The organism is Aeromonas caviae (assembly GCF_000819785.1).
Lineage (GTDB): Bacteria > Pseudomonadota > Gammaproteobacteria > Enterobacterales > Aeromonadaceae > Aeromonas > Aeromonas caviae.
Genome location: NZ_CDBK01000094.1, coordinates 85,476 through 102,506, shown reverse-complemented (window position 1 = coordinate 102,506; position 17,031 = coordinate 85,476). Strand labels below are relative to the sequence as shown.

At 63.6% G+C, this 17,031-nt stretch carries 21 protein-coding genes; 16 read left to right on the top strand and 5 right to left on the bottom strand.

Going from position 1 to position 17,031, the window contains the following annotated elements:
• The first annotated feature begins 23 nt into the window (after positions 1 to 23).
• From BN1120_RS16940 to BN1120_RS16925, 4 genes are all read left to right on the top strand, one after another.
• A complete protein-coding gene (locus BN1120_RS16940; RefSeq protein WP_042017161.1) occupies positions 24 to 410 on the top strand; it encodes a septal ring lytic transglycosylase RlpA family protein in 387 nt (128 codons plus the stop codon).
• 288 nt (positions 411 to 698) lie between these two features.
• Positions 699 to 1,172, top strand: a complete 474-nt coding sequence (locus BN1120_RS16935; protein WP_042017158.1) for a cupin domain-containing protein — start codon at positions 699 to 701, stop codon at positions 1,170 to 1,172.
• Positions 1,173 to 1,189: 17 nt separating this feature from the next.
• A complete protein-coding gene (locus BN1120_RS16930; RefSeq protein WP_042017155.1) occupies positions 1,190 to 1,675 on the top strand; it encodes a GNAT family N-acetyltransferase in 486 nt (161 codons plus the stop codon).
• 265 nt (positions 1,676 to 1,940) lie between these two features.
• Entirely contained in the window at positions 1,941 to 2,249 is a 309-nt protein-coding gene (locus BN1120_RS16925) for a putative quinol monooxygenase (protein WP_042017153.1), read from the top strand.
• Positions 2,250 to 2,294: 45 nt separating this feature from the next.
• On the opposite strand, the gene BN1120_RS16920 is transcribed toward BN1120_RS16925, so the two are convergent.
• A complete protein-coding gene (locus BN1120_RS16920) occupies positions 2,295 to 3,233 on the bottom strand; it encodes a LysR family transcriptional regulator (RefSeq protein WP_042017151.1) in 939 nt (312 codons plus the stop codon).
• A gap of 308 nt (positions 3,234 to 3,541) precedes the next feature.
• Here BN1120_RS16920 and xapA point away from each other — a divergent pair, with 308 nt between their 5' ends.
• The 5 genes from xapA (at position 3,542) to BN1120_RS16895 (ending at position 8,015) form a co-directional block, all read left to right on the top strand.
• A complete protein-coding gene (gene xapA / locus BN1120_RS16915) occupies positions 3,542 to 4,369 on the top strand; it encodes a xanthosine phosphorylase (protein WP_042017149.1) in 828 nt (275 codons plus the stop codon).
• Between the two features lie 25 nt (positions 4,370 to 4,394).
• Positions 4,395 to 5,654 (top strand): NupC/NupG family nucleoside CNT transporter, encoded by a 1,260-nt coding sequence (locus BN1120_RS16910; RefSeq protein ID WP_042017148.1) that lies wholly within the window; start codon positions 4,395 to 4,397, stop codon positions 5,652 to 5,654.
• A 62-nt stretch (positions 5,655 to 5,716) separates the two neighbouring features.
• Entirely contained in the window at positions 5,717 to 6,523 is an 807-nt protein-coding gene (gene deoC, locus BN1120_RS16905) for a deoxyribose-phosphate aldolase (RefSeq protein ID WP_042017146.1), read from the top strand.
• Between the two features lie 47 nt (positions 6,524 to 6,570).
• Positions 6,571 to 7,485, top strand: coding sequence for a DMT family transporter (locus BN1120_RS16900; protein WP_042017144.1), 915 nt, complete (start codon positions 6,571 to 6,573; stop codon positions 7,483 to 7,485).
• A 38-nt stretch (positions 7,486 to 7,523) separates the two neighbouring features.
• The gene (locus BN1120_RS16895; RefSeq protein WP_042017143.1) at positions 7,524 to 8,015 is read left to right on the top strand and encodes a SixA phosphatase family protein; all 492 of its coding nucleotides are present in this window, start codon (positions 7,524 to 7,526) and stop codon (positions 8,013 to 8,015) included.
• 73 nt (positions 8,016 to 8,088) lie between these two features.
• Here BN1120_RS16895 and BN1120_RS16890 read toward each other — a convergent pair whose 3' ends face one another.
• The 3 genes from BN1120_RS16890 to BN1120_RS16880 all read right to left on the bottom strand — a co-directional run bounded on the left by BN1120_RS16890 (position 8,089) and on the right by BN1120_RS16880 (position 9,763).
• On the bottom strand, positions 8,089 to 8,679 hold the full coding sequence (locus BN1120_RS16890; protein ID WP_039040805.1) for a hypothetical protein: 591 nt from the start codon (positions 8,677 to 8,679) through the stop codon (positions 8,089 to 8,091).
• 121 nt (positions 8,680 to 8,800) lie between these two features.
• Positions 8,801 to 9,004, bottom strand: a complete 204-nt coding sequence (locus BN1120_RS16885) for a hypothetical protein (RefSeq protein WP_039040737.1) — start codon at positions 9,002 to 9,004, stop codon at positions 8,801 to 8,803.
• A 123-nt stretch (positions 9,005 to 9,127) separates the two neighbouring features.
• The gene (locus BN1120_RS16880) at positions 9,128 to 9,763 is read right to left on the bottom strand and encodes a LysE family translocator (RefSeq protein ID WP_042017141.1); all 636 of its coding nucleotides are present in this window, start codon (positions 9,761 to 9,763) and stop codon (positions 9,128 to 9,130) included.
• Positions 9,764 to 10,187: 424 nt separating this feature from the next.
• On the opposite strand from BN1120_RS16880, the gene BN1120_RS16875 reads away from it, so the two are divergent.
• Complete coding sequence (locus tag BN1120_RS16875) at positions 10,188 to 11,213, top strand: Wadjet anti-phage system protein JetD domain-containing protein (protein WP_042017140.1); 1,026 nt, start codon at positions 10,188 to 10,190, stop codon at positions 11,211 to 11,213.
• Positions 11,214 to 11,554: 341 nt separating this feature from the next.
• Here the strand turns inward: BN1120_RS16875 and BN1120_RS16870 are convergent, their stop codons facing one another.
• Entirely contained in the window at positions 11,555 to 12,133 is a 579-nt protein-coding gene (locus BN1120_RS16870) for a PhnA domain-containing protein (RefSeq protein WP_042017138.1), read from the bottom strand.
• A gap of 179 nt (positions 12,134 to 12,312) precedes the next feature.
• Between BN1120_RS16870 and BN1120_RS16865 the strand changes: the two genes are divergently transcribed.
• The 6 genes from BN1120_RS16865 to BN1120_RS16840 all read left to right on the top strand — a co-directional run bounded on the left by BN1120_RS16865 (position 12,313) and on the right by BN1120_RS16840 (position 16,948).
• Positions 12,313 to 13,506, top strand: coding sequence for a methyltransferase (locus BN1120_RS16865; RefSeq protein ID WP_042017137.1), 1,194 nt, complete (start codon positions 12,313 to 12,315; stop codon positions 13,504 to 13,506).
• Positions 13,507 to 13,694: 188 nt separating this feature from the next.
• Entirely contained in the window at positions 13,695 to 15,140 is a 1,446-nt protein-coding gene (locus tag BN1120_RS16860; protein ID WP_042017172.1) for a chitinase, read from the top strand.
• A 122-nt stretch (positions 15,141 to 15,262) separates the two neighbouring features.
• Positions 15,263 to 15,628, top strand: coding sequence for a VOC family protein (locus BN1120_RS16855; RefSeq protein ID WP_042017136.1), 366 nt, complete (start codon positions 15,263 to 15,265; stop codon positions 15,626 to 15,628).
• A 207-nt stretch (positions 15,629 to 15,835) separates the two neighbouring features.
• On the top strand, positions 15,836 to 16,234 hold the full coding sequence (locus BN1120_RS16850) for a GFA family protein (protein ID WP_010674834.1): 399 nt from the start codon (positions 15,836 to 15,838) through the stop codon (positions 16,232 to 16,234).
• 29 nt (positions 16,235 to 16,263) lie between these two features.
• Positions 16,264 to 16,491 (top strand): DUF4287 domain-containing protein, encoded by a 228-nt coding sequence (locus BN1120_RS16845; RefSeq protein WP_042017134.1) that lies wholly within the window; start codon positions 16,264 to 16,266, stop codon positions 16,489 to 16,491.
• Between the two features lie 46 nt (positions 16,492 to 16,537).
• Positions 16,538 to 16,948, top strand: coding sequence for an SRPBCC domain-containing protein (locus BN1120_RS16840; RefSeq protein WP_042017133.1), 411 nt, complete (start codon positions 16,538 to 16,540; stop codon positions 16,946 to 16,948).
• Positions 16,949 to 17,031 lie beyond the last annotated feature (83 nt).

Sequence of the window (17,031 nt, the reverse complement as noted above, 5' to 3'; positions counted from 1 at the left end):
CTGTCCCATCGAGGAAGCAACGCATGACGACGCGACAAAAAGGGCTGCTGGCCTCCCTGTGCCTGCTGCTGGCCGCCTGCAGCAGCCAGCCTGATGCAGGCAGTGCGGGCAACTGGCGAGGCTATACCCAGACGGGGCTCGCCTCCTATTACGCCGATCGCTACCACAACAAGCGCACCGCCAGCGGGGAGCCTTACCAGCGCCACGCCAACACCGCCGCCCACATGACACTGCCCTTTGGCGCCCTGGTGAGGGTCACCAACCTGGCCAACGACAAGAGCGTGGTGGTGCGGGTCAACGACAGGGGCAATTTCCCCCGCGGGCGCATCATCGATCTTTCCAGGGCGGCGTTCAGCGCCATCGGCAATCCCCGATCCGGGCTTATCAAGGTCAGGATTGAGGTGCTCTAGTCACCGGGTCTGCATGTACTGGTGCCCCTCCATACCCGGGCCGCTGGAAGAGGATGCTTCCCAGTGATCACGGGCCATCTTCTTCATTCCATTGGTGATGTCGCCGACGCGGCTTCCCATTTTCCGGTGTGCCATTAAGATAGCCAAACGAAAAACAGGGCGTCTTTGCCATCTGGCGGCAACCGGGCATGACATGGTGTGTGAGACCCCCCTTCAACCCCCTGCCCATGTTTTGCCGCTAAGGAGCAGGCTATAAAGTGAGACGTCATTCACAGGGAGGATCAGAACATGACTGATAAACGCGCCATTCAGGCAACGGCCATCCCCGAGCACAAGGCAAAGTCCCTCTATCCGGAGCCCTTTGCCTCCCTGGTCAAGCACCGCACCCGGCGCAGGCTGGGGGATCATTTCGGCCTCGCCAATTTCGGGGTCAATCTGACGACCCTGGCACCGGGGGCCATCTCGGCTCTCAAGCACCATCACGGCCTGCAGGACGAGTTCGTCTATGTGCTCTCGGGCAATCCCACCCTGCGCCACGGGGAGGAGGAGTACCGGATGTCGCCGGGGGAGTGCATCGGCTTCAAGGGGGGCAGCGGCCTGGCCCACCAGTTGCTCAACCACGGTGAGGTGGACGCCGTCTATCTCGAGGTGGGGGACAGGCTGCCAGGGGATACCGTCGACAATCCCGACGACGATCTGGCCCTGGTACAGGGGGCCGATGGCGCCTGGTCAGCCAGACACAAGGATGGCAGCCCCTACTAGGGGCGCCTCTTCGCGCAATGAGAGAGACCTCCATGGTGTTCAGCCCCTTTTCTGCTGTCAGGGCAGAGGATTTTCTGCCGCTGCTCAACGACGAGACGCTGCGAAAGCACCTGATCCCTCACCCGCTTTTCGATGTGGCCGGGGTGCGCGACTGGATGGCGTACAAGCTGGGAGTCGACGCCCGGCCAGGCTGCCGCGTGCGTGCCATCTTCCTCGACGGCACCCTGGCGGGGTGGTGCGGCATCCAGCCCGATGACGAGGGGGTGGAGCTTGCCATCGTGCTCGCCAGGGCCGGCTGGGGAAGCGGCGTGGTGATTTTCAACGAGATGATGGGGTGGGCGAGGGAGCTTGGCCATCGGACGATCCTCTTTCATTTGCTGGATACCCGCCCGCCTTATCGATCCCTCGCCAGACGGGCCATCTGGGTGAGGAAAACGCGCCTGGGCGAACACCCTTTCACCACCTATTGCCTTGACGTTGAGCGCTGGTCTGCAGGCCCTTAGCCTGGACCAGGGGGCAGCAAGCCGTGCCGCCTCCTGGCGGGTCCCGTTGCCACCCTTTGCGCCATGATCCCTCTCACTCGTTTGTTCCTCCGTGCACGGCGTGGTTATCCACCCCGTTGAACACAGTGTTCATTCTGCCCCCCTATATGGCCCCCACCGTCCTGCCTACACTGGGCAACGTCTGATGGGGGCGCATCCGGCAGTATAAATCGCTGTCCAGGTTGCACTCTCTGGCGTATTGACGATGTACAACGGAGAAAACTGGATGAAAAAAGAGACAGACAAACTGGTATCGATCGCGGTGCTCAAGGCCCGTGACGGCATGGGAGAGCGCCTTCGCGATGCCCTGCTTGCCTTGATTGGTCCCACTCGCCAGGAGCCGGGCAACCTCGATTACGTGCTGTTCGAGTTGAAGGATGAACCCGGTACCTTCTACATGCGGGAAGCCTTCGTGAGTCAGGCCGCCCTGGATGCCCACTGTGAGACCGCGTATTTCCAGGCTTTCGCTCGCCAGGCGGACGAACTGCTGGCCGAACCCCTTCGGCTTGTCTTCATGGAAGAAGTGAGCCCCTGATCCTTGCCGCAGAGCCCGATGATCCCCTCATCGGGCTTTTTGCCTTCAGCCTCGCTCCGGCAGGTTCATCTGCTCGCTCATGGTGTCGATGAAGTGGCGGATGGCGGTGGTCGTCGGCTGCCCGGCCAGGGGCGGAGCATGGAGCACGCAGAGATCGGCGGGGATCCCCTGCTCGAGGCGGATGAAGCGCACGTGGGGCCACTTCTGGCGGGCGTAGCTCGCGGGCACAAGGGCCACCTGCTGGCTGGTGGCCACCACGGCCATCAGGGTATTGGGCTCCACCACCTCCTGACGCAGGCGGGGGTAAAAGCCCTCCACCAGGCAGGCGTTGATGATGAGATCCGTGGAGGCTGAGTTGGCGCGGCTCATCAGCACGAAGGGCTCTGCGGCGAGTTCAGGGAGGGAGACCCGCTTGCGATCCCGCAGGGGATGCTCGTCCGATACCACCAGCACCATGGACTCCCGATAGACGGTCTCGGCCTGCAGCGGGTGGATGTTGAGGGTGTCGGCGAAGCGGGCGAGGCCGATGTCTATCTCCTTGCTGGCCAGCGCCTGCTTCTGGCGCTCGGGGGAGAGCTCGGTGAAGGAGATCTCGCACTCGGGGTGGCGCTGGTGACACTGGCGGATCACCTCGCCAAAGCCGGCCCAGAAGATGGAGCTGACCAGCCCGATGCGGATCTGGTTGCGCTCCATGCGCCCTGCCTGCACCACCCGGTTGAGGCCGCTCTCCAGCACGTCGAACAGGCGATCGCATTCGGCCTGCAACAGGCGCCCTGTGGGGGTCAGGTTCACCTGGCGGGTGTGGCGCTCAAACAGGGTCACCCCCAGCAGGCATTCGAGTTCCTTTATCTGGGCGCTGAGCGGCGATTTGGAGACATTGAGCCGCAGGGCTGCCCGGCTGAAGTGGCCCTGGCTGGCCACTTCATGGAAGTAACGCAACATCTTGAGGGTGACGCGATCGCGCCATTGGGTGTCCGGGAACATGGTCTCTCCAGGCTTGAGGTGTGAGATCGCCGTCAAAGTTTGGGCATGGGAATGGCGGGGCAGGGAGGCGGGTCCCTCCTGACAGCGCGATCCGCATCACATCGGTTTTCCCCCTCCGGCGACCCGTTTGACGGAGAAATGGCATGAAGCAGCGGTTTTTGGGCCATTTCGGGTGCGTCATTACCCCACTACGCCGGTCATTGTGTTGTATATCGGGATAATCAGGCCGATTTTAGCGATTTTTGTCGTCCAATGCCTCCCCTAGAGTGAGCGTCATGTCTCATTCACAGCCTCAAGAGGTACAACTCATGCAACACGATCCCGTACTCAACGCCGTCGCCACCATTCTCGCCCGCAAGCCGGGGTTTGCCCCCCGCGCCGCCATGATCCTGGGCTCCGGCCTCGGCGTGCTGGCCGATGCGCTGGAAGAGAAGGTCACCATTCCCTACGAGGAGCTGGAGGGCTTCCCGGTCAGCACGGTGGCCGGCCACAGCGGCGAGCTGGTGCTCGGCAAGCTGCACGGGGTGGACGTGGTCTGCATGAAGGGGCGCGGCCACTACTACGAACACGAAACCATGAAGGTGATGACTACCCCGGTGCGCACCTTCAAGCGCCTGGGCTGCGAGCTGCTGCTGGTAACCAATGCGGCCGGCTCGCTGCGCCCGGAGCGCATCGGGGTCGGCTCCCTGGTCATCTTCAACGATCACATCAACACCATGCCGGGCACCCCCATGACGGGCGCCAATGACGAGGCCTACGGCCCGCGCTTCTTCAGCCTGGCCAATGCCTATGACAAGGCATTGCGCAGCGAGGCGCTGGCGCTGGCTGAGCGGGAGGGGATCGCCGTCAATCAGGGGGTGTTCGTCTCCTACAGCGGCCCCTGTTTCGAGACCGCCGCCGAGATCCGCATGATGCAGATCATCGGGGGCGACGTGGTGGGGATGTCGGTGGTGCCCGAGGTGGTCAGCGCCGCCCACTGCTCGCTGCCGGTGCTGGCCATCTGCGCCATCACCAACATGGCGGAGGGGCTCGGTGACGTGCAGCTCTCCCACGAGCAGACCCTCAAGTGCGCCAAGCTGGCGGAAGCGGACTTCATCCGCCTCATCAACGCCTTCATCCAGCACCACTTCCAGTAAGCAGGGAACGACCAGGAGGTCAGATATGTTTGCAGCAGGATTTCTCGGTATGGCGGCGCTGATCCTCATCGCCGTGTTCGCATCGACCAACCGCAGGGCCATTCGCCTGCGCACCGTGGGGCTGGCGCTGGCCTTGCAGGTCGCCATCGGCGCCCTGGTGCTCTATGTACCGCTGGGGCGCCGGGCGCTGGAGGGGATGGCCCACGGGGTCGACGCCGTGCTGGCAAGCGGCAAGGCGGGTATCCACTTCCTGTTTGGCAACCTGGTCAACTTCTCGGTGGATGGCATCGGCTTCGTGTTTGCCCTCAACGTGCTGCCCCTGGTGGTCTTCTTCTCGGCGCTCATCGCCGTGCTCTACTACCTCGGCATCATGCAGCTGGTGATCCGCATCATCGGTGGCGCCATGGCGCGGCTGCTTGGCACCTCCCAGACCGAATCCATGTCGGCGGTGGCCAACGTCTTCGTCGGTCAGAGCGAGGCTCCACTGGTGGTCAAACCCTACATGCCCAGGATGAGCGATTCGGAGTTCTTCGCCGTCATGTGCGGCGGCATGGCCTCGGTCTCCGGCACCGTGCTGGCGGGCTACGCCATGATGGGAGTGGACATGCAGTACCTGCTGGCGGCCTCCTTCATGGCGGCGCCGGGCGGGATCCTGTTTGCCAAGCTGATCATCCCCGAAACCAGCCAGCCGGATTACGTCTTTGACAACAGTATCCAGTTTGATGGCAAGAAGCCGGAGAACGTGCTGGCAGCGGCAGGCGAGGGGGCCAGCAGCGGCCTCAAGCTGGCGGCGGCCATCGGCGCCATGCTGATCGCCATGATTGGTCTGGTGACCCTGGTCAACACCCTGCTGGGCGGGGTGGGGGAGATGGTGGGCATGCCGCTCTCCCTCGAGCTCATCCTGGGCTGGATCTTCTCGCCGCTCGCCTTCCTGCTCGGGGTACCGCTGGCGGACATCGGCATCGCCGGCGCCATGATCGGCAAGAAGCTGGTGGTGAACGAGTTCGTGGCCTACAGCGATCTGGCGCCCTACCTGAAAGACGCCAGCACGGTCACCGCTGCCGGTCTGCAGGTGCTGGAGGAGAAGTCCAAGGTGATCATCAGCTTCGCTCTGTGCGGCTTCGCCAACCTGGCCTCCATGGGGATCCTGATCGGTGGCCTCGGCACCCTCTGCCCGTCGCGCACCGACTTCATCGCCCGCTACGGTCTGCGTACCGTGCTGGCGGCCACCTGCTCCAACCTGATGAGCGCCGCCATCGCCGGTGTCTTCTTCTCCCTCGCCTGAGTCTCTCACCCTTTGTTTCGGGGCGCTGCGGCGCCCCTCTCTTATCCCGACAGGAGCTATTTATGAACGACGTGACTGCTTTTGAACCTGCCTGCGCCACCACAGAGGCGGCCATCCGGGCCATCCGCTTGATGGATCTCACCAGCCTCAATGACGATGACCACGATGCGCGCATCATCGCCCTCTGCCATCAGGCCCGAACCCCCGTCGGCAACACCGCTGCGGTGTGCATCTACCCTCGCTTCGTGGGGCTGGCCAGGCTCACCCTGGCGGCTCAGGGCACCCCCGAGGTCAAGGTTGCCACCGTGGTCAACTTCCCCCACGGCGACGATGATCTGGCAACCGTGTTGGCCGAGACCCGCGCCGCCCTCGCGGATGGCGCCGACGAGATCGATCTGGTGATCCCCTGGCGTGCCTTGATGGCCGGGGACGAGGCCCCCGCCCGGGCGCTGGTGCGCGGCTGCAAGGCGTTGTGCGGCGCCCGTGTGCTCAAGGTGATCATCGAATCCGGCGAGCTGCAGGAGCCTGCGCTTATCCGCGTGGCCTCCCTGCTTGCCATCGAGGAGGGGGCCGACTTCATCAAGACTTCCACCGGCAAGGTGGCGGTCAATGCCACCCCGGCGGCGTGCCGCACCATGCTGGCGGCCATCGCCGAGTGCGGTGTGCAGGATCGGGTGGGGTTCAAGGCGGCGGGCGGGGTGAAAAGCGCACGGGAGGCGGCGGAGTATCTCGCCATGGCGGCCGCACTCTTTGGCGAGGAGTGGCTGGTGGCCGAGCGGTTTCGTTTCGGTGCTTCCAGCCTGCTTGGCCAGTTGCTGGCAACCCTGGGCGAGGGCAAGCTGTCCCCTGCGACCGACCACGGTTATTGATCTCTTCCGTCGGCGCCTGCGGGCGCCCTTGCTGACAGGTGTATCCCATGTCTTCACGTCCCCATGTTGCAAAGGCCCACGGCAAGGTGTTGCTGTTCACTCTGCTCATCAGCCTCTCGTTTCCCATCGGCAGCGCCCTCACCGCGGTGCTGGACCCGCTGGTGGTCACCTGGGTGCGCTACCTGCTGGCCTCCCTCATTTTTGTCGGGGTGCTGGGGTATCAGGGGGGGCTGGTGCAGCCTTCCCTGCGGGATCTGGGGCGCTACACCCTCATTTCGTTGCCGGCCCTCTGCTACTTCGTCGCCATGTTCGTGGCATTGCAGGAGACCAGTGCCCTCGATGCCAGCGCACTCTATACCACGGTGCCGCTGATCAGCGCCCTGGCCGGCATGGTGATCTTGCGCCGCGCCATCGGCTGGGGAATGGGGCTGGCCCTGCTGGGGGGCATGGTGGCTGCGGCCCTCATCATCTTTCGCGGCGATCTGGGATTGGTGGCGAACCTCAGCCTCACTCCCGGCAATCGCATCTACCTGCTCGGCTGCGTGGCCATGGCCCTCAACCCCATCCTGATCAAGCGCTGCTATCGGGGGGAGTCGTTCCTCCACCTGACCGGCTGGACCCTCATCTGCGCCACTGTGCTGCTCACCCCGATGGCGCTGCCCGGATTGCTTGAAACCGACTGGAGCCGGGTCTCCCTGCCGGTGGGGCTGGGACTTGGCTATCTGGCTCTCTTTGCCACGGCGCTGAGCTTCTTGTTGTTCCAGCAGGGAAGCGTGGCGCTGCAACCGGAACAGGTGTCAGCCTATACCTACCTCATCCCGGTGATGGTGCTGCTCACCGGCATGCTGACCGGGGAGACAGTACACTGGGAACAGGTAGGCTGGGGGGTAGGGGGTGTGCTGCTGACCATGGTGGTCATGGTGCTGCTGCCCCTTCATGCCGGCAAACGTGGGGCGGTCTGAGGGGCTGCCTGTCGCCCTGATCAACCAGGGAGTGCGTCATGAGAAGAACCCTGATCCTGGTACGCCATGGCAAGTCGAGCTGGGAGGACGCATCTTTGTCTGACCGCGCTCGTCCGCTGGCGGCGCGCGGGCTGCGCGATGCGCCCCTGATGGGGGGTCGCCTGGCACACCTGGGGGTGAAGCCCGATCTCATCCTCTCGAGCCCCGCCTGCCGGGCCCTGACAACCGCCCGGCTGCTTGCCGCAGAGCTGGGATATTCCCCGAACCGCATCGCCATCGACGAGGGCCTCTACGAGAGCGGTGCCGGGACCCTTCTCGGGGTGGTGGGGGCGCTTTCAGATGATCTCGCCTGCGTACTGCTGGTAGGCCATGATCCTGCCTTCACCGACCTGGCCCATGGCTTTTCCTCCGGTATCACTCGTATGCCGACCTGCGCCGTCGCCCGCTTCATCTTCGACGCCCCCTCCTGGTCGGCGCTCCCGTCCTGCTCGCCGGTGGTGGCCGTGCTGGACTTCCCGAAGAAGGGGTAGAGGGGGCGTGGGTTGCAAGCAGGCAGAAACGACAAGGGGAGCCTCGGCTCCCCTTGTCGGGATGGTGACGGGGTCATTTGGCCGCGATGGGCCCCTTGGTGCCCGCGTCGTTGTCGACCCAGCCATCTTCTCCCTTGAGGCGGCGATCCCCCTGGATGGTGTAGATGACCATGCCCTCCTTGAACACCAGGGCGCCGTCGGATTTCCTGGCACTGACCTGTTTGTCGTTGACCCACACCTGATCCTTGTCATCGATGCGGATGTTCGCGACCGTGGCGCCCGTCTCGGGGAAGGTGGCGACCCAGTTGCCGGTGTAGGGGCTGGCGCTGGCCGCTGCGGGGGCGGCGCCAAATCCGGCGGCGGCGTTCTCGGCCTTGCTCTTGTTGATGTCACAGCCGCTGAGTTCGCTCACCTGGGTACAGCCTGAGCGTTCCAGCTTCTGCTCATAGCTCATGTTCAATCCGCCGTCGGCGGCCGGGGCGGCGGTGCCAAATCCTGCCTTGGCGTTTTCCGCCTTGCTCTTGTGAATATCGCAGCCCTGGGCTTCGGTCACCTGGGTGCAGCCGGAGCGTTCCAGCTGCTCGGCGTATTTGTGGTTGATGGCGTGAACCTGGGCGCTGCCCAACAGGGTGAGGGTCAGGATGAGCGCGGTCTGTCTGAACATGATCAATACCTCTGGCAATAGGTCATTCGGGCTTGCCGCTCCCTGGGCGGCAAGGGGCTTGCGTTGGCGAGCTGCAGCCCTCTCTCACCATAGCAGGAGGGAGCGAAAGACGATGCCTGCGTCAGCTCTGGGGAATGCGGACCCCCTTGTCGAGGTAGAGGCTGCTGTAGTGGGCGCGGTGGGTGACGAACATCACCTGATGGCGACTGCCATCGGAGAGAATGATGAAATCACCGGCCTGTGCCGGGCTTTGCAGGCGGATCTCGTGTTCGGGGGCCGTCAGCTTGTCGGCCTCCTCCCGGAAGGTGAGGGTGTAGGAATACATATGGCGCTCCACCGCAGGCTCATATACAGACACGCCTACAACTCTAGCCCCGGTGGCCGGGATCCGCGGCGCCCAAGCGGCGCCGATGGTGCAGATAATGTCAGCAGCGGTGAGGCACAGGGATCAGGGACGACCACTGAGCAGGATGGCGCCGCCCAGGGTGATGAAGAGCCCGCCGGTGATGCGGCCAACGAGGCGCTCGCCGCGACCTGGCTTGAAGTAGCGACCGGCGCGCCTGGCCAGGGCGACATAGCACAGATGCACCAGGCTGACGATGGCGCAGATGGTCAGGTACATGGTGATGAACTGCAGCGTCAGCGGACTCTGGTGATCGAGGAACTGGGGCAGCAGGGCGCAGAGGAAGACGATGGTCTTGGGGTTGCTGGCAGAGACCAGAAAGGCTTCTCGCAACAAGGAGAGGGTGGTTCTGGTGCGTCCCCGAGCGGTGGAGGGAGAGAGCCCTTGGCCACCGGTATTGGCCGCGCGCAGCGCCTTGTAGCCCAGATACACCAAGTAGCCACCCCCCGCCAGCTTGAGAGCGACAAAGAGGGGAGGCAGGGTTTGCAGCAGGGCCCCCACCCCCATGGCGACCAGACCGATGAGGATGGCCTGGCACCCCAGGTTGCCGAGGATGCTGACAAGGGCGGCGCGCCAGCCGTGTTGCAGACCGTTCTTGACCACCAGCAGCACATTGGGGCCAGGGGTCAGGGTCGCCAGCAGATAGGCCAGCGTAAACAGCATCCAGGTATTGGGGTTCATGAGCACATCCTTGGCGTCAAAGCAGGCATGATGCCAGCCTCTTCGACGAGTCGTCCAGCGGCGTCTCTCCCGGCCCCGAAAAGGATTCAGGGGAGGGCAATCCGGTGCAGCATGGTCTGCGGCAGGAAGTGCAATAGGCAAGGATATGTATAAAAAAATCGCATGAAGGCAGTTTTTTTATGATGTGTTAAAACCGCAGATAAGCTGTCTTTTTTCTCACCGGCTAACCTATGGCGTCGCAGCATACTGATTTCACCGATATCGATGGATCGCCAATCGTAACCGCTGACCATCCTGCCACGAGCTTGTGGACGGGTGACGGTTTGAAAGAGCGATCTTCCTTTGGTGCGAGACAGGTCACGATTGTGGACAGAAAGATCCCCTCTACTTGGCCATATGGAACCGCAATGAAAGAGGGGGGAGGATGTCACTTTTTGATGAGCGTCGAGTGCAGGATCTCTGTGCCCGCTTGCTGGCAGACACTAATAACCAGGGATATTCACTCGATAGCAAGTATGGCCGCGAGTTGAGAGATCTCCTGCAGGCTGTGGGTGGAGTCAAGCCAGTGGGACGAGGGGCTCGTCATGTGTTGACCGATGCTGGAAGGAATTATCTCGCAGCACAGCTGGCACAGGTTGCACCAGTGATGCCGGACAGGCGTGACACGATACGGGCTCTCGGGGTGGACCTGCCCGCACATCTAAACCAGGCCTGTTTTCATGCCCTCTGGCATGGGGACAGCAAGAGCGGGATAGATCCAGATAATGATGCTATCGACATCACGTTGACACAGGATGAAGTGATTCGACTTCGCACGCTGAGCCCGCTGTCACTCATCGACAAGGACGGACTGCGCCACGACATGAGGGCGCAACTGGCACTATTGGGAGAGCTGGTTTTACCGGAGCGTTGCTTGAGCAAGTTGCATGGTATTGAGTGGCAGGGGCGGCAACTGGTGACGGTGGAGAACAAGGGAGCCTTCGTGGATTACCCGCTGCAAGTTGGGGAGTTGTTGCTCTATGTGCCTGGCCGCAATACCAAGTTGGCACGTCAGGTATTCCCGCTGTTGCCGGCTGCCGTACCCTGGGCCCATTTTGGCGATCTGGATCAGCGCGGATTGGATATCGCCAACGAGCTGGCCCATGCCCTTCGTCGTCCGTTGGCTCTTTGGCTACCCGACACCTTGATGGCCTATGTTCATCACTATGCCCGACCTCTGATCCGTCGCCTGGAGGGGCAATCGATCAGCAGAGGCAAGATCCCATGGGAGGAGGTACCCGTGGTGAGTGAGCATGGCAAGCAGTTGGAAGAGATCTTTATATATCTGATCGAAAAGGGATTGTGGTTGGAACAGGAAGTATTGGTGTTAGCCGGAGGTTGGCAGTCATGGCCACTCGACGCGCCTTGCGGCCCACGCAGTAATAAAAAAACCGCCATCAGGCGGTTTTAATGGTTGTCAGCCCCTATTTCAGGGCTTTTTTCAGCTTTTTGATCTTGCCTTCGTGCTTGGCGATTTTCGCCTGGCGGGCGGCGATCTTCTTCTTGATCTCTTTCTTGCTGGCCATGGGGCGGCTCCTTGTCTCGTGGGCGCCATGGGGATCAGGGTGCCCGGGGTCTTGCCATGCGTGCCGGGAAGGCCCTCTCCATTGGCGCACTGACAGTCAGGGGAGGGGCATACCGCGGAACTGGTTTGCAGGATAGTCCAGTTTCTCGCGGGTGCCACCCGAACGGCAGGAAACAGAGGCAACCAAAAAGCGCCCCTGGGGGCGCTTCTGGCTTGAAGGGTCGGTATCAGGCCTTCTTCAGGTAGGCGGCCACCAGCACGATCTGCATGCCGTTGACCTTGCCCTCGATGTGCAGCGGGTTGTTGGTCAGGCGAATGCCCTTGACCAGGGTGCCGCGCTTGGCGGTGAAGCCGGCGCCCTTGACGTCCAGATCCTTGATCAGGGTGACGGAGTCCCCTTCCACCAGCACGGCGCCATTGGAGTCGACGGTCGGCACGCTGTCGTCATCGTCGCTGGTCACGCCGGCGTCTGCCCAGGCCTTGACCTCGTCTTCCATGTACATCATGTCCAGCATGTCCTGGGCCCAGAGCTCGCCCCGGGCGACGAGGGTCTTCAACTGGCGCCAGGCCATCACCTGCACCGCCGGCACCTGGCTCCACATGCTGTCACCCAGGCAGCGCCAGTGGTTCACCTCCGTGGTGTCCGGCTGCTCCAGCTGGCCGCGGCAGGTGGCGCAGAGGGCCACGCTGTGGTCGTCGTCGCTGGCGGGGGAGTGCGGCACCGGGAAGGCAGTCAGCGCATGTTCTGCGCCACACAGCTCGCATTTGGCGTTTGCACGGGCTTGCAGGATGGCATTGATGGTCATGATTGGGTTCCGTTTATAGGGGTAAAGCGGCTCGCCGTGGCGGGCTGCGCGAATGAGGGGGCGGAATATAGCACAAATCCCTGCTTTTTGTCAGGCTACCAGCGGCGCACAGGCGAGTGCTTTTTGACGGCAGATCGCTAGAATGAGCCTCCCTTTTTGCGCCAAAGGACAGGTTCACCGTGCTGGCCCACCGTTTTCGACAACTGGACTGCTTGCTCACCGCCGAGCGACGCTGGTGGCAATACCAGCCCTATCACCACCTGGGGATCGCCTTTGCCCACGAGGCGCCAGCCCTTGCGAAGTGCCTGGCAGCCCTGACCCTTGACGAGATAGCGCACCTCGACGGGGACATGGATGCGCTCTGCACCCTGCTCGCCCCCTGGATCCCGGTGGGGGCCGAGTTGCAGGCCCTCGGCGAGCTTGCCCCTTTCGCCCCCGAGCCCGTCCAGTGCGCCAGGGCCATGGCGATGTACATGCCGGGACGCAAGCAGGGGCAGATAGAGGCCTTCACCGGCTGTCTGCCCCCCCACCAAGGTCCCTATCTGGAGTGGTGCGCTGGCAAGGGGCATCTGGGGCGCCTGGTGTCGCTGCACCGTGGCGCGGAGATCCTGAGCCTGGAGTGGCAGGGGGCGCTCTGCGAGGAGGGGCGGCGGCTCGCCGCGCGCGACGGCGCCAACATGCGGTTCGTGGAGGCGGATGCCTTTGCCGCCGAGTCCGGGGCCCTTATCGCCCCGCACCATCACGCCATGGCGCTCCATGCCTGCGGCGATCTGCACACCCATCTGCTGACGCGGGTGGCCGAGGGGCGTGCCCAGGGGGTGACCCTCTCCCCGTGTTGCTACCACCTCATCAGGGGAGAGCACTATGCGCCCCTCTCCCGGGCCGCCAGGGCCAGTGCCCTGCGCCTTGGCAAGAGCGATTTGAAGCTGCCGCTGCAGGAGACGGTGACCGGCGGTGCCCGCATCGCCCGGTTGCGGGAGCGGGAGGTGGTGTGGCGCCTCGCCTTTGACTGCCTGCAGCGCCAGGTGCGCGGGGTGGATGAGTACCTGCCGGTGCCCAACCTGCAAAAGAGCCTGCTGACCGGGGACTTCGAGGATTTCTGCCACTGGGCCGCCGAACGCAAGGGGATGGGCTTGCCCGCGGGGCTCGACTACGCCGCCTTGCTGGCACAGGGGGAGCGGCGTTTTGGCGATGTCGCCCGCATGGAGCTGGTGCGCCACCTGTTTCGCCGCCCCCTGGAAATCTGGCTGCTGCTCGATCGCGCCCTTTTCCTCGAGGAGCAGGGCTACCGGGTGGAGGTGGGCACCTTCTGCCCCAAACCCATGACCCCGCGCAATCTGCTGATCCGGGCGGTGCGCGCAGGGGGGATCTGAGCAAGCGTCCGCACAGGTCGGATGGCTGCGCCAACAAGGCCAGGGGCTGGGTCCCCCTGCAAACGAGCGCCATCTGAGTGCAGGGAGGCGTGGCTCACAATTTCGCCAAATTCTTAATTCTTGTCGTGAATTTAGTTGTCAGGATGCCTATGCTCGCCCTGACATTTTCAAGACAAGGATGGTTACCCATGTTCATGCTCACGCGCACCGCCTGCCTGGTTGCCCTCGTCTGGGCACTGCCCGGCCAGAGCGCCATGACAATCCAGCCCGATCCCCAGAACAGCGGCGGCTATGTGATGGCGGCGGCGGATCTTGCCAGTGCGGCCCAGGCCAAGACCGCCAACCCCATGTACGGGATCTGGTCCCACGCCCTGGCCACCCGGCCCAATTCGGTGGTGGAGGCCATCGTGGCCCGCGCCCCCGGCAACCCGGACAACGTCAAGCGGGTCGAGCGGGTCTTCACCGAATCGGACTGGGAGTTCCTGACCCAGATGGCCGCCCCGGAGTACACCTACGAGCGCTTCCTGCGGGCGGTGGGCAAGTTCCCCGCCTTCTGCGGCGACTACACGGACGGGCGCAATGCAGACGCCATCTGCAAGAAGTCCATCATCACCGCCTTCGCCCACTTTGCCCAGGAGACCGGCGGCCACATCGCCAAGGAGAATGTCTCCGACAACCCCCTGGGGCTGGAGGAGTGGCAACAGGCCCTGGTGCACGTGCGGGAGATGGGCTGGTCTGAGGGGCAGACCGGCTACACCACGGGGTGTGGTCAGAGTGACTGGCAGAACCGGCGCTGGCCCTGCAGCACCGGTCAGGGCTATTTCGGTCGCGGCGCCAAGCAGCTCTCCTATCACTTCAACTACGGCGCCTTCTCCGAGGCCATGTTCGACGGCGACGCCTCTGTGCTCCTCAACAACCCCGGGCTGGTGGCGGACTCCTGGCTCAACCTCGCCTCCGCCATCTGGTTCTTCCTGACGCCCCAGGCTCCCAAACCCGCCATGCTGCACGTCATCGATCGGACCTGGGTGCCCTCCCAGCGTGAGCTGGCGGCGGGCATCGGCTACGGCTTTGGCACCACCATCAACATCATCAACGGTGGCATCGAGTGCGGCGAGCAGAACAAGAACAAGGGCCAGCCGGTCAACCGCATCCGCTATTGGGAGGGGCTCGCGGCCCACTACGGGATCCCGCTGCTGGCGGACGAGAAGAACACCTGCTGGCAGCAGACCCCCTATGGCAGCCTCAACCTCAACGGCGCCACCGACGTGCTCTACACCAACTGGGACGGCAACTGGAAATACTACCCGGACAGACCCGGCGGCTACTCCTTCGAGTGCGATCTGGTGGGGTACCAGACCGCCTATTCGGCCCTGGTGCCGGGGGATTACGAGAAGTGCGTGACCAACTTCTACGGCTCCCACGCCAGCTGGCCCAAGATACGGGTGGTGGCCACGCTGGATCCGGCCCCGGTCGACCCCGGCACGCCGCCGGTGGACGGGGTACCGGCCTGGGAGGCAGGCAAGGTCTACACCGCGGGTAACAAGGTGAGCCACAAGGGGGTCATCTATCAGGCCAAGTGGTGGACCCAGGGCAACGAGCCGGGCAAGGGGGACCCCTGGGCTCCGGTGACCTGAGAGTCAGTACAAGCGCAAGCACCCCGGGGAGGCCGCGCGCCTCCCTTGTTGATCGCCGCGCTGGCTTGCTGCGCCTCTTTTGGCACTGATAGAGTGCGGATTCACATCGAGGGAGGATGACCATGAACATCGCCATTCATTTTGAAATTCCGGTACAGGATATGGAGAGAGCCATCCGCTTCTATGAGGGGGTCTTCGAGACGGTACTTGAGCGGGTGCAGATCGATGGCAACGAGATGGCGCTCTTTCCCCTGGAAGGTGGCACGGCGGGCTGCTCCGGCGCCCTGGCGAAGGGGGAGAGCTATGTGCCGAGCCTGGATGGCACCCGGATCTATCTGCGGGTGCCTGACATCGAGGGGACCATGGCCCGTGCGCTGGCATCGGGCGGGGCCTGTCTCTATCCCGTCACCCGGGTCGGGGAGGGCCTCCGGGTGGCGGAGTGTCGGGATTGCGAGGGGAATCGCATCGCCTTGCAGGAGGGAACCTGACCATTATTTATCTGGTGCATGGGATATGTTGAGTCATTCACGCGATGAATAAAGAGGGGGATTTTCCCGCTCCGGGAGTCTCAGACCCGCGGTGAGGCCCCGGAATGGTCAGTTGCCGCCCCCCGGATCCCGTGCTACTTCATCTGGTGCGGCAAGGAGGCGAGCACCCGTTCGCCCGGTCTGTCGCCCCAACTCTCAGGAGGCATCATGGAAGGGCATTGTCTGTGTGGCGGGATCACCGTGTCGAGCGGCGATCACAAGGAGGTCAACCTGTGTCACTGCGCCATGTGCCGGCGCTGGTCAGGGGGGCCCATGTTCGCGGTGCACGGGGGTAAGGGCGTGCGGTTCACCGGGATGACCCCGGTGGCCTACCGCTCGTCGGAGTGGGCGGAGCGCGGATTCTGCCCCACCTGCGGCACCCATCTTTTCTACCATCTGTTGCCGACGGACGAGTACATCCTCTCTGCCGGCCTGTTTCAGGATCAGGGGTTCGAGCTCACCGGGCAGATCTTCATCGACGAGAAGCCCGACTTCTATGCCCTCAAGAACGACACCCCGACCCTGACCGGGCAGCAGGTGTTCGAGCAGTTCGCCCCCAAACCCTGAGCCTGTACTCACCCCGAGGAGAAGCCATCATGGAGGAACAACCGAAGGTGAAGGGGCCTGCCTCCTACTTTCCTGCCATCGAGCAGAAATACGGCCAGCCCATCGTCCACTGGCTGACCCTGCTGGCAGGGCGGGAGGAGCGCAAACACATGGCCCTGGTGGCCTGGCTCAAGGACGAACACGCCATGGGTCATGGCCATGCCAATGCCCTGGTGGCCCACTTTTTGGCGCAGCCCGATGCGCCCGGCGTGGCATGACAGTGCCACAGTGCAAAACGTGCAGGACAGCCAGAGGAGCAGAGAGATGAAGATAAGCGTCAGCGTCTGGGTTGCCAGGCCGATTGCCGATGTGTGGCAGGGCTGGAACACCCCCGCCAGCATCATGGCGTGGAACGCCGCCTCCCCGCAGTGGCACTGCCCCCAAAGCCGGGTGGATCTGCGGGTGGGTGGGCGGTTTTGCCACCACATGGCGGCGCGGGATGGCAGCACGGGGTTCGATTTCGAGGGGACCTTCACCGAGGTCACGGCGCCGACGGGGCTCGGCTACGTCATGGACGATGGCCGCGAGGTGAGCGTGCGGTTCGTGGCAGAGCAGGGGGGCACCCGGGTGGAGGAGCGGTTCGATGCCGAGTCCCTGCACAGCGGCGAACAGCAGCGGGCGGGGTGGCAGAGCATCCTGGATAACTTCAAGCGCCATATGGAAGCCGTCGGCTGACCCTGCGGGGCGCCAAGAAAAAACCACCGCAAGCTGGCGGTGGTTTTTTTATGGCGTTCGCCCGGGGCAAGGCGGGGCGGGGG

Bases quoted from the DNA above. Each gene is read 5' to 3' on its own strand.
- BN1120_RS16875 (WP_042017140.1), top strand. From the start codon at position 10,188: ATGTCACTTTTTGATGAGCGTCGAGTGCAGGATCTCTGTGCCCGCTTG.
- BN1120_RS16855 (WP_042017136.1), top strand. From the start codon at position 15,263: ATGAACATCGCCATTCATTTTGAAATTCCGGTACAGGATATGGAGAGA.
- BN1120_RS16895 (WP_042017143.1), top strand. From the start codon at position 7,524: ATGAGAAGAACCCTGATCCTGGTACGCCATGGCAAGTCGAGCTGGGAG.
- BN1120_RS16845 (WP_042017134.1), top strand. From the start codon at position 16,264: ATGGAGGAACAACCGAAGGTGAAGGGGCCTGCCTCCTACTTTCCTGCC.
- BN1120_RS16925 (WP_042017153.1), top strand. From the start codon at position 1,941: ATGAAAAAAGAGACAGACAAACTGGTATCGATCGCGGTGCTCAAGGCC.
- BN1120_RS16870 (WP_042017138.1), bottom strand. From the start codon at position 12,133: ATGACCATCAATGCCATCCTGCAAGCCCGTGCAAACGCCAAATGCGAG.
- BN1120_RS16920 (WP_042017151.1), bottom strand. From the start codon at position 3,233: ATGTTCCCGGACACCCAATGGCGCGATCGCGTCACCCTCAAGATGTTG.
- BN1120_RS16850 (WP_010674834.1), top strand. From the start codon at position 15,836: ATGGAAGGGCATTGTCTGTGTGGCGGGATCACCGTGTCGAGCGGCGAT.
- BN1120_RS16885 (WP_039040737.1), bottom strand. From the start codon at position 9,004: ATGTATTCCTACACCCTCACCTTCCGGGAGGAGGCCGACAAGCTGACG.
- BN1120_RS16935 (WP_042017158.1), top strand. From the start codon at position 699: ATGACTGATAAACGCGCCATTCAGGCAACGGCCATCCCCGAGCACAAG.
- BN1120_RS16940 (WP_042017161.1), top strand. From the start codon at position 24: ATGACGACGCGACAAAAAGGGCTGCTGGCCTCCCTGTGCCTGCTGCTG.
- BN1120_RS16880 (WP_042017141.1), bottom strand. From the start codon at position 9,763: ATGAACCCCAATACCTGGATGCTGTTTACGCTGGCCTATCTGCTGGCG.
- deoC (WP_042017146.1), top strand. From the start codon at position 5,717: ATGAACGACGTGACTGCTTTTGAACCTGCCTGCGCCACCACAGAGGCG.
- BN1120_RS16840 (WP_042017133.1), top strand. From the start codon at position 16,538: ATGAAGATAAGCGTCAGCGTCTGGGTTGCCAGGCCGATTGCCGATGTG.
- BN1120_RS16900 (WP_042017144.1), top strand. From the start codon at position 6,571: ATGTCTTCACGTCCCCATGTTGCAAAGGCCCACGGCAAGGTGTTGCTG.
- xapA (WP_042017149.1), top strand. From the start codon at position 3,542: ATGCAACACGATCCCGTACTCAACGCCGTCGCCACCATTCTCGCCCGC.
- BN1120_RS16860 (WP_042017172.1), top strand. From the start codon at position 13,695: ATGTTCATGCTCACGCGCACCGCCTGCCTGGTTGCCCTCGTCTGGGCA.
- BN1120_RS16930 (WP_042017155.1), top strand. From the start codon at position 1,190: ATGAGAGAGACCTCCATGGTGTTCAGCCCCTTTTCTGCTGTCAGGGCA.
- BN1120_RS16890 (WP_039040805.1), bottom strand. From the start codon at position 8,679: ATGTTCAGACAGACCGCGCTCATCCTGACCCTCACCCTGTTGGGCAGC.
- BN1120_RS16910 (WP_042017148.1), top strand. From the start codon at position 4,395: ATGTTTGCAGCAGGATTTCTCGGTATGGCGGCGCTGATCCTCATCGCC.